Origin of the sequence: Microbulbifer sp. ALW1 (assembly GCF_009903625.1) — a bacterium.
Classification (GTDB): domain Bacteria; phylum Pseudomonadota; class Gammaproteobacteria; order Pseudomonadales; family Cellvibrionaceae; genus Microbulbifer.
On the sequence record NZ_CP047569.1, the window covers coordinates 1,590,499 to 1,602,885 of the forward strand.

Annotated in this window: 11 protein-coding genes and 1 other RNA gene; 3 read left to right on the plus strand and 9 right to left on the minus strand. The window is 56.1% G+C overall.

What is annotated here, in order from left to right; genetic code table 11:
- Positions 1-319: 319 nt before the first annotated feature.
- From GRX76_RS06505 to GRX76_RS06530, 6 genes are all read right to left on the minus strand, one after another.
- A complete protein-coding gene (locus GRX76_RS06505) occupies positions 320-1,705 on the minus strand; it encodes a hypothetical protein (RefSeq protein ID WP_160152566.1) in 1,386 nt (461 codons plus the stop codon).
- A gap of 490 nt (positions 1,706-2,195) precedes the next feature.
- Positions 2,196-2,583: a transfer-messenger RNA gene (gene ssrA / locus GRX76_RS06510) on the minus strand.
- Positions 2,584-2,705: 122 nt separating this feature from the next.
- The gene (gene rlmD / locus GRX76_RS06515; protein ID WP_160152567.1) at positions 2,706-4,115 is read right to left on the minus strand and encodes a 23S rRNA (uracil(1939)-C(5))-methyltransferase RlmD; all 1,410 of its coding nucleotides are present in this window, start codon (positions 4,113-4,115) and stop codon (positions 2,706-2,708) included.
- 196 nt (positions 4,116-4,311) lie between these two features.
- Positions 4,312-5,658, minus strand: coding sequence for a sodium-dependent transporter (locus tag GRX76_RS06520; RefSeq protein WP_160152568.1), 1,347 nt, complete (start codon positions 5,656-5,658; stop codon positions 4,312-4,314).
- A 61-nt stretch (positions 5,659-5,719) separates the two neighbouring features.
- Positions 5,720-6,199 (minus strand): SsrA-binding protein SmpB, encoded by a 480-nt coding sequence (gene smpB / locus GRX76_RS06525; protein WP_160152569.1) that lies wholly within the window; start codon positions 6,197-6,199, stop codon positions 5,720-5,722.
- Between the two features lie 45 nt (positions 6,200-6,244).
- Positions 6,245-7,663, minus strand: coding sequence for a sodium-dependent transporter (locus GRX76_RS06530; protein ID WP_160152570.1), 1,419 nt, complete (start codon positions 7,661-7,663; stop codon positions 6,245-6,247).
- A gap of 263 nt (positions 7,664-7,926) precedes the next feature.
- On the opposite strand from GRX76_RS06530, the gene GRX76_RS06535 reads away from it, so the two are divergent.
- Complete coding sequence (locus GRX76_RS06535; RefSeq protein WP_160152571.1) at positions 7,927-8,364, plus strand: type II toxin-antitoxin system RatA family toxin; 438 nt, start codon at positions 7,927-7,929, stop codon at positions 8,362-8,364.
- Entirely contained in the window at positions 8,364-8,693 is a 330-nt protein-coding gene (locus tag GRX76_RS06540; RefSeq protein WP_160152572.1) for an RnfH family protein, read from the plus strand. Before GRX76_RS06535 ends, GRX76_RS06540 begins: the two co-directional genes overlap by 1 nt.
- 37 nt (positions 8,694-8,730) lie before the next feature.
- On the opposite strand, the gene GRX76_RS06545 is transcribed toward GRX76_RS06540, so the two are convergent.
- Positions 8,731-9,075, minus strand: a complete 345-nt coding sequence (locus GRX76_RS06545) for an outer membrane protein assembly factor BamE (RefSeq protein WP_160152573.1) — start codon at positions 9,073-9,075, stop codon at positions 8,731-8,733.
- Positions 9,076-9,461: 386 nt separating this feature from the next.
- Here GRX76_RS06545 and fur point away from each other — a divergent pair, with 386 nt between their 5' ends.
- Positions 9,462-9,872 carry a ferric iron uptake transcriptional regulator gene (gene fur, locus GRX76_RS06550; RefSeq protein ID WP_160152574.1) on the plus strand — a complete coding sequence of 137 codons (411 nt, stop codon included), beginning with the start codon at positions 9,462-9,464 and terminating at the stop codon, positions 9,870-9,872.
- 94 nt (positions 9,873-9,966) lie between these two features.
- Here the strand turns inward: fur and GRX76_RS06555 are convergent, their stop codons facing one another.
- Positions 9,967-10,560, minus strand: coding sequence for a 1-acyl-sn-glycerol-3-phosphate acyltransferase (locus tag GRX76_RS06555; protein ID WP_160152575.1), 594 nt, complete (start codon positions 10,558-10,560; stop codon positions 9,967-9,969).
- A 147-nt stretch (positions 10,561-10,707) separates the two neighbouring features.
- The gene (recN, locus tag GRX76_RS06560; protein WP_160152576.1) at positions 10,708-12,360 is read right to left on the minus strand and encodes a DNA repair protein RecN; all 1,653 of its coding nucleotides are present in this window, start codon (positions 12,358-12,360) and stop codon (positions 10,708-10,710) included.
- Positions 12,361-12,387: the final 27 nt, after the last annotated feature.

Below are 12,387 nucleotides of genomic sequence, written 5' to 3' on the forward strand. Positions count from 1 at the left end.
TTTGAGTGGCGGGAATGATTCGTAGGTGCGCCTCTCTCTGTAGGGCAGCCTAACGCGCAACTTGCGTTGATAGAACCCGGCGCTGTTACGTTCCACTTGTGTCAAGTCGCCAAATTTAAAGGGCCCGTTACCTTGCGGTATTGAGTCCTGTAAATTTGATGGACATGGTGGGAGTCGAAAAATTGCTCTGATCTGTTGATTTAATAGCTATTTCTGATTTCTCAATTTTATGAATCTGTCACAAAACTCGTTCGCTCGGTATATTGGTGTTAACTGAATGTGGTCTTCAGTTGTTGCGATGATCGAGTGCTATTTCACGTCAGTGGACAATTTCTTTCGCTTCTTCGTCCTTTGATGTCGTTTTTAGCGACGCCTTGATTTCGTCTGGTTTCTCGTCTTCTTTATCATCTTTGTTCCTTATTAACTCCGAAATGAATGAATAACCGAAAACTTCCTCGTATCCTTCTAAGAACTCTTCAGATTCTCTAAATTTAGAGAATAGCGGAAAATTGTGATATGCGCTCTCCGTAATTAATTCGCCACCGTCTGGGCCTAGCTTTAGCATTATTGACTTTGCATCTTCATAATTCTCCAAGAGTACAGCATGTGCAAGTTTGAAGTCATTGGTCGAGGCGCTCCAATCTACCTCTGATAGAATTTTTCTTGCTGTCTCTTCATTGCCAGACATTTTGTGCGCTATGGAGAAGTTTATCGTGTTTATCTTGGCCATTAATTCAGATGAAATTTTCCTTTGTGAAACCGAAAATTCACCTAGACATATAGCCTTACTCCAATCTTTATCATGAAGGTAGTCATAAATAATTTCGGAAAGGTGTTCGTCGGCAGGCTCTAGGTCTTCTGGCTGTGTCTTTCGCCATAGAGTGTGGCCTAACTTAATGGCTACCTCAGCAATTATGTTGAAAGCGTCTTCAATATAGTCGAAATCAGCCAGCAATTTAGTTCCTGGCGATATTGCTTGGTCAAATTTATATCCTTCTTTGGTGCAGATGGATATATATTGTTCAGAGGCAATTCCATTGCAGTGCATTAGAATGTTACGCCTCTGAGAGATTTCAACAAAGAGTGGCCAGTTCTTGAAGTTTTTAAGAGGGATGCCAAACATTTTTTCTAGGTCTGAAAACTGTTCGACGTAGCTTTTTCTTCTCAGGGTTTCAATTTCGTCAGTTAAAACTTTTAGCTTTAGTTCATCAAAGCTACTGAATAATAGTATTTCAGATACAGTGATTTGGCTGTTGAGGGAACTATACAGGTCAGGGCGAACTTCATATATTGCAGTAATAAGCTCTCCCATGAATGTGTCAAAGCTACTGAACAGGTTAAGGAAAAGTGATTTTTCTATAGTTTCTGGGACATTAGCATTAGCAATCCGATCATATTCGCGCATTACGTCGAATAATTTTTTTGTCCCGAGAGCCTGGTTTTGTTTGTCTTCTCCCTCTATGAGTTCAAGAGCATGCTTTTCATTTTCTTTTATTTTTGAGATGCGTTTGTTGTGGACCCGAGCTGCAAGCGGGACAAAGTTGTAAACAACTTCCTCAGAATCTTTAATCGAGTGAATAAAGGAATTCATTGCCGTAGCTATAGGGTTGGCTGTCTTTTGTGCTGGCCCCTCCGATTCCTGTTTCTCATTCGAGTTTTCATTACTCAATAATTCTTTGCTATTTTCGGATGCTTCGGTGCTCATTGTGGGCTCAATAATTTGGCTTTTTGTGGCTTTTTATTCTTCATTTGAAGTTGAGCCATATCGTAACACAAGGATTTGCTGGGAAAGGACAGAATAAACCAATTTTTGTTAGTTATATTTCATTAATTTTCTTAATCTGATTGAAGCGACGGATCTGTCTTGGCTTTAAAATTAGTCAATTTTATATTAATTCAAGTTTAAGGGTTTGCTGAATAAATGAGAGAAGAAAAATATTTGACGCAGTATTGTTCCGGATGTCTGTACAGAAATTTACTGAAGCTGAACAGCGGCAGAAGGGGAGTTATATGGGAGCTGGCAGTTCATTAGGCGGGAGTGATTCGGTGCTTTGCACCTCACCCCTTCGGGGCGGCCCTTCGGCCGTCTTAACGCGCTTTGCGCGTTGATCGAACCCGGCGCTGTTACATTCCACTCGCGTCAGCTCGCCAAATTAAAAAGGCCCGTTACCTTGCGGTAACGGGCCTTTTTAATTTGGTGGAGATGGCGGGAGTCGAACCCGCGTCCGTCAGCACTCTGCCAGAGGCTCTACATGCTTAGTTCCGCCTATTGATTTAACTCTCTACAGCCCAGCGGGCAGGACGTGGAGAGCGAACCTGAATAAGTTTTAGGCCATCCGCGTCAGGCGCGCTTCAGGACGATCCAGTTCTGTATGACAGCCAGCAGCGCGGTACTGGAACCTTGCTGAAGGCCGCTAAGGGCGAACCCTTAGAAGTGCTTTACGGGCTGCTTACGCAGCCAGTTGGGCACCGTAGTTGTCGTCGTTGGCAACTAATAAAATGCAGCTTTGGATTTACGTGATTCGCTACCCTCACGGCATGCACCCATGGTTTCGCAACCAACGTCGAATCCAAGTCATCCCCGGAATCAACTCAGTGGACAGATGCTGTTCACTGGTCAGTTCGAAACGCATTTGCGTAACGCGCAGTATACCTGAAGGTCTCTGGCCGCCATAGGGTGGTGGCACAATTTTGTGACTATTCAGTTACTTACGTTCAAACAGGGCGATGGACTCCACATGGGTAGTGTGGGGGAACATGTCCATTACGCCCGCCTTAGTTAGACGGTAGCCCCGTTGCAGAAGTTCCGCGGTATCCCGGGCCAGGGTGGCGGGGTTGCAGGAGACGTAGACGATACGCCGGGCACCGAAGTGCGCGATGTTGCGTACTACTTCGAGCGCGCCGGTGCGGGGCGGGTCCAGCAGGATTTTGTCGAAACCGCCTCTTGCCCAGGGGCTTGTGGAAAAGTCATCGGTGAGGTCGGCGGCCTGGAATTGCACATTCTTGAGCTGGTTGTGCTCGGCATTTTCACGGCCCCGGCGGGTCAGGTCGAGGGCGCCTTCAACGCCCACCACTTGGGCGGCGCGTTTGGCCAGCGGCAAAGTGAAGTTACCCAGGCCGCAGAAGAGGTCGAGTACGCGCTCACTGGGCTGTGGGTCGAGCAGTTCAATGGCGCGGTGCACCATCTGGCGGTTGATGGCGAAGTTCACCTGCACAAAGTCCTGGGGATGGAAGTGCAGGGTCAGGTCGAATTCCGGCAGGGTGTAGCTGAGCCTTTCCTCGCCGTCTGCGGGCCAGATTTTGTGCGCGGTGTCTTCCGCCTGCAGGTACAGGTGCCAGCCGCGCGGTTGAACGAAGTCGAGCCACCGCTGGATATCGCCTTCTGGCAATGGCTTCAGGTGACGCACCACCAGTGCGATGTTTTCTTCGCCCGCGGCCACTTCGATATGCGAGATGTGGCGGCCTTCGCGGCACTGGTCGATAAGCTGGTGCAATTGCGGCAACTGGCTGGAAAAAGATTCCGGCATCACCAGGCACTCGCGAATGTCGGTGAGGTTGTTGGAGCGCTTTTCGCGGAACCCCAATACCAGCTTCGGTTTGTTGCCTGCGCCTTTCGTATGCGCCTCTTTGACATAGCGAACACCGAGGCGCGCCTTGCTGCGATAGCCGACAATGTCGGCGGAAAGCGGCGGCAACACCTCATCCGGGCTGACTTTGGCAAAGCGTTGCAGCTGGTCCAGCAGGATCTTTTCCTTGGCGGCGATCTGGGCGTCCGGTTGCATATGCTGGAGTGCGCAGCCGCCGCACAATTCGAAATTGGGGCAGGGCGGTGCCTGGCGTTCCTGTGCGGCTTCAATCACCTCGATGGCGACCGCTTCATCAAATTTTGCCCGTTGCGCCAGGTAGCGGATCTTGACGGTCTCGCCGGGCAGGGCGTTATCCACAAACAGGGTCTTGCCGTCCAGGCGTGCGATGCCGCGCACCTCGTGGCTGAGGGCGTCGATGGTTACGGTTGGTGTGCTGCTGGAGGGCTTGGCCGGGCGTTTGGGCTGGGCACGGCTTTGAGAACTGGTTCGGGCCTTGTTACGGGGGAATGGCGGGCGTCTGGATGGCATCGTGGCTAGGGCTTCCGGGGCGGGCTTCTGGTTGATCGTGGAATTCGCGAGTCGCGAGGGCGCCAATGATAGTCCGCAGCGCACAGAAATGCGCGTGTATGGCCGGGATAGGCGGTGAAATAGGGGAGGAGAAAGGCGGGAAAAGGGGGGCGGAGCAAAGAGGCCGCGGTATTTCCGCGGCCTCAACAGGGAGTGCTTAGATGATGGTCTGTACGAAGGCGGCCAGGATCAGCAGCGGGCAGGCGATGCGCACATACCAGGGCCAGATCTTCCAGAACAGGGTCTTTTCGATATCCGGGTGGCCTTCCTTCAGCTCGCTCAACAGCTGGTCTTTGCGGAAGATCCAGCCGGCAAAGACGCACAGGACCACGCCGAGTAATGGCTGGCCGTATTCGGTGCTGATTGAGACCACGAGCCCGAACAGGGTGTCGAAGTTGAAGATGATCACGCTGCTGATGGCGAAGATCACCAGGCCCATTAGCAGGGTGGCGGGGCGGCGCTTCAGGCCCAGGTTTTCGATAGAGAAGGCCACCGGCACTTCCAGCATGGAAATGGAGGAAGTGAGGGAGGCGATGACCATCAGGGCGAAGAAGGCGATGGCCACGAACAGGCCACTGGTACCCATGGTGTCGAACAGGGCGGGCAGTACCTGCAGGATCAGGCCGGGGCCGGCAATCAGGTCGCCACTGGCGGAGAAAATCTGGGTGCCGGCTTCCTGCGCCACGTACATGGCCGGCAGGATCAGGAGGCCTGCGGTGAAGGCGATGCCCACATCGATCAGGGTCACCAGCGCGCCCAGGCGCGGCAGGCTTTCCTGTTTGCTGAGGTAGGAGCCGTAAATCAGCATGGTGCCTACACCCAGGGAAAGTGAGAAGAACGCCTGGCCCATGGCCGACAGCAGCAGCTGCGGGGAGAGCTTGCTGAAGTCGGGAATCAGGTAGGCTTCAAGGCCTTTGATGGCACCTGGCTGGGTCAGTACATAGGCAATCAGCATCAACAGCAGGATGATCAGCGTCGGCATCAGCAGGGTAGACCAGCGCTCGATCCCTTTTTCCACACCGCTGGCAATGATCAGCATGGTGAGGCCACTGAAGATGGCGGTAAAAGTGAAGTTGCGAGAGGTGCTGTCACCGGTGAGCCATGCAGCGGTTTGCTCGGCGCCGAACAGCTCGGCAAAGGGATCTGCCAGGTGGGCAACCATCCAGCCGGCCACAATCGCGTAGAAGCTGAGAATCAGGGAGGCGACCACAATGCCGGAAAAGCCCGCGATGGTGCCGACGCCCTTACTGATCGGGCCGGTGGAAATGCCGCGCAGCGCCTGCACCATGTTCCGGCGCGCGTGGCGGCCAAGGGTGAGTTCTGCCATCAGGACCGGGTAAGCCAGCAGGAACGCCATGATCAGGTAGAACACTACAAAGGCGGCGCCACCATTGGCGGCCACATTGGTTGGGAAACCCCAGATGTTGCCGAGGCCCACCGCCGAGCCGGCGGCGGCCATCAGGAAGCCGAGGTTGGAAGTGAACTGTCCTCGCGGTGCACTCATGGTAAATCCTGTAATTATTCTTTTGCTGAGTTGAGATTTGGTCTTGGTGGCAAATTAGGTGTTAGCGGTTGTCGCTGCGCATCAGGCGCTGCTTCTGCCGGTTCCATTCCCGCTCTTTCTCGGTGTCACGCTTGTCGTGTGCGGCCTTACCTTTGGCCAGCGCGATCTCGCACTTGATCAGGTGTTGTTTCCAGTAGAGCGCGGTGCAAACGCAGGCGTAGCCCTTCTGGTTGACTGCGGCCACCAGCTTGGCAATCTCGCGCTTGTTCAACAGCAGGCGGCGGGTGCGGTCCGGTTCGGTGACAAAGTGGGTGGAGGCGCTGGCCAGGGGCTGGACACGGGAGCCCAGCAGCCACGCCTGGCCATCTTTGAACAGGACGTAACTGTCGGTGAGCTGAGCCTTGCCTTCGCGGCAGGATTTGACTTCCCAGCCCTGCAACTCCAAGCCAGCCTCAAACTTTTCCTCAATGAAATAGTCGTGCTTGGCCTTCTTGTTGAGGGCGATGGTGTTGGAAGCCGGGGCTTTCTTCTTTTTTGCCATGAATACTACTTAAGTGCCTGTGACAGGCGGGTGTCCAAATATTGTCTAAATGAAGCTGGTTCCGAAGAACTTCAGCGCAACCGTGTTGATAAAGATCAACAGCAGGATTGCCGGAATAAAGGTACCGAGGGAGAAGTTAACGTACTTCTGCGACAGGGTGCCGGCAAAGCCACTGTCGCCTTCCTGGAGTTCGGCATCCAAATTGGCCCGCTTCCACTTGTAGATCACGAAGATACACACCAGCAGGCCATTCAGGGGCAGGATGGTATCGTAAAAAATGATTTCTACCAGATCGAAGAAGGATTTGTCGCTGCCGGCGAGGCTGATCAGCTGGGTCAGCCAGTCTGCCATACCGAAGGACATGGCGCAGGCGACCGCCAGAATAAACTGAATTGCGGCCACGGTGTAGATGGCCTTCTTGCGGCTCATGCCGCGCTCGTCCCGCAGGGTGGCGATGGGGACCTCGATGATGGATACCAATGAGGTGAGCGCCGCCACGAAGACCAGGAAGAAGAAGATGGCAGCCACCGCGCTGGCGCCGAAGTAGCCGATGCCGTCTTGCAGTGACAGGAAGATCTTCGGCAGGAACAGGAAGATCATGCCGGCAGAGGAGTCGCTGAGGGTGGACGGGTCTATCTGCGGGTTGAAGTGGAAAATACTCGGCAGAATCAACAGGCCAGCAGTGAAGGCCACCAGGGTATCGGTCAGGGCCACGGCCTTGGCGGATCCGGGAATCGAGTCCCGCTTCTTCATATAGGAGCCGTAGGTGATCATGATGCCCATCCCCAGGGAGAGGGAGAAGAAGGCCTGGGCCATGGCCTTGCTCACCACCTCAGCGCTAATCTTGGAGAAGTCCGGGATCAGGTAGTACTTGAGTCCCAGCACGGCGTTTTCCCGGGTAAGGACGAACAGTACCAGGCCGACGAGCATCACAAACAGCATCGGCATCAGGGTTTTGGCCGCGCGCTCGATACCGTCTTTCACGCCCAGAGACAGCACGCCGTTGATCATCAGCATCAGCACGATTAGGTAGAGGAAGACCGCTTTGGAATTGATGAACTCGCCGAAATAGGCCTCGGTGGTGAGGGAGGTCAGGTTGCCCTTGAAGATTTCTACCAGGTAGCCAAGTACCCAGACGGTGACCACCATGTAAAACACCGCGATCATAAAGGGGGTAAACAGGGCCAGCCAGCCGGGAATGCGCCAGAGTTTCGAACCACCGGAAAGCTGGCGGTATGCACCTACCGGGTCTTTATTGGTTTTGCGGCCGAGGGCCAGTTCCGCCATCATCACCGGCAAGCAGATGAGGAATACGAAGAGCGCGTACACCAGCAGGAAGGCACCACCACCACTTTTAGTGGCGGCTACCGGGAAAGACACCAGGTTGCCGATGCCGACCGCGGAGCCGGCGGCTGCCAGGATAAAACCGATACGGGAGCCGAAATGTTCTCGGGTTGCAGACATAGTTTTCTCGCTTGCCTTTTATTCTTGTCGTCTGAATGATGGCGACCCTTGCAGTCCGAGATTGACGGTAACAAGGGCCCGGCCCGGAAATGTGCGGGCGCATTTGGTAACAGATTGTTGCAGGATTTATCCGCCTTGAGTAGCGTCGCGGGCAAAATCGGCCCGTGAAACACAGGATAGGCAATAAAACTGCCTGTACCGGGCAGGGTTTAGGCAATGATCCCGTTTTGAACCCGTTAAGCAGTAATGGCAAAAGTGGAACAATGACAAAAATTGAACGCAGCGCACTGGTGATGTTCAGTGCCGAGCAGATGTTTGACCTGGTGAATGACGTCGCCAGTTATCCACAGTTTTTGCCCGGCTGCCGCGGTGCGGAAATCCTGCACCGGGATGGAGAGACCCTGGAGGCGCGGCTGGATCTTAGCCGCGCGGGTATCAGCCAGAGCTTTATAACGCGCAACCGTCTACAGCGACCGGAAAAAATGGAGCTGGTGCTGGTGGACGGCCCCTTCAGTGAATTCAATGGCTGCTGGACCTTTACCCCACTTGCGGAAAATGCCTGCAAAGTGGCGTTTACCCTGGAGTTCCGTGCACAAAATCGTTTGCTGGGGGCGGCGGCGGGCAAGCTGTTCAGCGGAATCGCCAATCAGATGGTGGATGCCATGTGTGAGCGTGCGAAACAGATTTATGGAGAGAATTGATGAGCGGCCAGAAAACAATCGCAGTGGAAGTGGTTTATGCACTGCCCCATGAACAGCGTTTGATGAGCCTGCTGGTGCCGCCCGGTACCACTGCGTTACAGGCGCTGGAGTTGTCCGGCATTCCCCGGGAGTATCCGGAAGTGGAGCCGGCAACGGCGAAGCTGGGGATTTTTGGCCAGGCCCTGGGCACCAAGGGGTTGGCGGTGGCGGCGGAATATGTACTGCAGCCGGGGGACAGGGTGGAGGTCTATCGGCCACTCATTGCGGACCCCAAAGAGGCCCGCAAGCAGCGCGCGGAAAAAGCAAAGCGTCAAGCGCAGGGCGAATAACCGGGTTGGTGGCTACCCGCGCGGTGGCGGGCCTGGATCAGGGCCAGCCGGCAGGCTGCCAGTCGCCGCTGGTTGCGATCAACAGATCGCCATTGAAGTAAACCGAGAAACGCTTCTGGGTCTCTTCCCCTTTGGGGGAGCGGACGCGGTTGATGTAATCCCAGCGGTTGGGATTGAAGGTGTCTTCCAGCAGCGAGGTGCCGAGCACGAAGCGCACCTGGCGACGAGTCATGCCGGGTTTCAGCTGATCCACCATTTCTTGGGTGATGATATTGCCCTGCTGCACCTGGATACGGTGTACACCGGGAAACTTGAACAGGCTGCAGGCGGTGGCCAGGCTGCACAGCCCGGCAATGATCAGAATTCGTACAACTGATGGCATTGAATGCTCCATCTGAATTTTTATTAGGTCCGTATTTGGTAGCGGTACCGTTTCGGTGCCGGTTCGGCATCCGGGTTGGGTAGGGGCCTAAGCCGGGATCGTACCCGGGTTGAATCACCACACCGATCGACAGAATAGTCGCTATTTTGCCGATAAAGTTCCCAAAGGCGTTTCGCCACCTCCCTATTTTCCGCAAGGCAAACCCAGAAAGTGAACAGTCACTTACCGGCTGTGCTCTGCGGTGCAGGCGCAAGGCCATCTATCGGACCGATTGCCCCCTTGGGGTTCCGCTACCTTCGCTGGGCGTGGATAATACCCGAACTGTTCGCCTGCCGACAGGCGCTACACCATTATTACGAGCACACACATCCGGAAAGCAATTACCCATGTCGAACGAAAATCAGGAACTGCGCAAAGCAGGCCTCAAGGTCACCCTGCCGCGAGTCAAAATTCTGCAACTGCTGGAGAGCGCCAGTGAACAGCACCTGAGTGCAGAGGATGTGTACAAGATGCTGCTGGAAGCCGGGGAAGATGTGGGTCTCGCCACCGTTTACCGGGTACTGACCCAGTTTGAGAGCGCCGGCCTGGTGATCCGCCACAACTTTGACGGCGGCCACTCGGTATTCGAGCTGGACCGTGGCGATCACCACGACCACATGGTCTGCACCGATAGTGGCAAGGTGATCGAATTTCACAACGAGAAGATCGAAGAGCTGCAGCACCAGATCGCTGAAGAGCACGGCTACGAGCTTACCGGCCACAGCCTGGTGCTCTACGTGAAAAAGAAAGAGAGCTGAGCAACGTTCAGATTTTGGGCACAGGCCGAAAATCAGAGCGACAAAAAAGGGGAGCCACTGGCTCCCCTTTTTTATGCGTTCCGATACCCAGTACTTAGACGGGCGCCGTGTAGTCTTGCGGGTACTTGCCCACCTTGCCCGCATAGTAATTGCCGAATCGAGCGAGCTCCTTGGCGAGGTTTTCGCCCATCTCCATTACCGGTCCCAGACCCGCTTCCTTCTTGGCGAAATCGATAAAACCGCAGACCACCGGCACCGCGGCGCCGCGGGCGATGTGGTAAAAGCCGGTTTTCCAGCGCTCGGCTTTGCCGCGGGTGCCTTCCGGCGGCACGGCAATGACCAGTTCATCCCGGGTGTTGTACTGGTTGACGGTGGCTTCCACCAGGTTGTTGGCCTTGCTGCGATCCACCGCAATGCCGCCAAACCAGCGCATGGTGCCGCCCAGCGGGAACTGGAACAGTTTGTCCTTGCCCATCCACTGCGGGTTCACTTTCAGCTTGAGGGCGGCGAGGATAAAAAAGTAGCCATCCCAGTTGGAGGTGTGGGGGGCGGCCAGCAGCACATACTTTTTCAGCTTGAGGGCGCGCTCGTCGGCCACCACTTTCCAGCCGTGCAGCTTGAGCAACAGGCGTGCAAGCAGTCGCAGGCAGGGGGTGAGAATGGGAGTGTTGAAAATCGTTGTTTGCATGATAAGACCGAATTCTTTGCCCGTCAGTGTAGTTGGCGCTTTGTCCCAGGGCGCGGCAGTATAAAATGAATTTCCTGCCGCTTTCGGTCAATTTCGGTCTGTGGGCCGCCTAGTTGTGACTGGTGGGACTTGCTCCGGGCCGGGCGATTAGGCCCTGCCCAGCATTTCCTCTGCGTGGGCCAGGGACTGCGCGGTGGTCTCCCCACCCAGCATGCGCGCTACTTCCACGCTGCGCTCAGTATCTTTTAATTCACGCAGGGCCACGAATACGGCCTTGCCGTCACTGTGTTTCTCCACCAGATACTGGCGATGGGCGCGGGCGGCGACTTGGGCCAGGTGGGTGACACAGATAACCTGGCCGCGCTCACCCAGCTGACGCAGCAGCTTGCCTACCACGTCGCCGGTGGTGCCGCCGATACCCACATCCACCTCATCGAACACCAGGGTGGGGGTGCGGGAAGTCTGCGCGGTAACCACCTGGATCGCCAGGCTGACCCGGGACAGTTCACCGCCGGAGGCGATTTTGCCCAGCGCCCGCGCCGGCTGGCCGGGGTTGGTGGCAATCAGGATTTCCACTTCTTCGAGGCCGGTAGCGGTGGGCTTTTCCAGCTCTGTCAGCGCCAGCTCGACGCGCGCGTGGGGCATCGCCAGATCAGCCAGCTGCGCATTGACGGCCTTGGCCAGTTTGCTGGCGGCCGCGCTGCGCAGTTTGCTGAGTTTGCCGGCGCTGGTGCGGAAGGCTTTTTCGAGGCGTTCGCACTCGGCGGCCAGTTTATCCAGGGCATCCGGCGCACCGATTTCTTCCAGCTCCTGCTGCCACTGCTGCTGCAGTTCCGGCAGTTGATCCGGTTGTACCCGGTGCTTGCGGGCGATGGAATAGATGGCGGAGAGGCGCTCTTCCACTTCCGCCAGCCGCTCCGGGTCCATTTCAAAACGGTCGATGTGTCGCGACAGGGTGCTGGCGGCCTCGTCCACCTGGATACGCGCACTGTCGAGCATCTGCGCCACTTCTGAAAGTGCGGTGCTTTGCTCCGGCATGGCGCCGACCAGCTGCAGGGCGCGGTGTAGTTGCTCGGCGATATCGCCCTCGCCGCCATTGAGCAGTGCGGCCAGCTGGTAGCTGCCGCTCAGGATTTCGCCGGCGTTGGCCAGCTGTCGCTGCTCGCTTTCCAGTTCTTCCAGCTCGGCCGGTTTCAGGTCCAGCTGTTCCAGCTCTTCCAGCTGGTACTCCAGCAGGTCGCGGCGGGCCTGGGTCTCTTCGGCGCTGTCTGCCAGCTTGCGGTAGCGGCGGTACTGGTCCTGCCAGGTCTTGTAGTGAATGCGCACTTCGGCGCTTTGCGCCTCGGCACCGGCGTATTCGTCCAACAGGCGGCGGTGGGTCTCTTTTTTCAGCAGCGACTGGTGTTCGTGCTGACTGTGGATATCGATCAGCTGTTCGCCGAGGGTGCGCAGCTGCATCAGCGTGACCGGCTGGCCGTTGATGTAAGCGCGGGAGCGGCCGTCGACGCCGATGGTGCGGCGCAGGATCACTTCCCGGCCGGCGTCCATCTCCTGTTCTTCCAGCCAGGCGCGGGCCTCTTGGTGTTCACCGATGTCGAAGGTGGCGTGGATATCGGCACGTTTGGCGCCAGCGCGCACCAGTTCCCCGTTGCCGCGGTCGCCTAGGGCGAGGCCGAGGGCATCGAGGGTGATGGATTTACCCGCCCCGGTCTCGCCGGTGAGGGTACTGGTGCCGGGGCCGAATTCCAGCTCCAGCTGGTCGACCAGGGTGAATTGGCTGATAGACAGGTGCAGCAACATGGGATTATTTTCATGGCTATCGGAGTA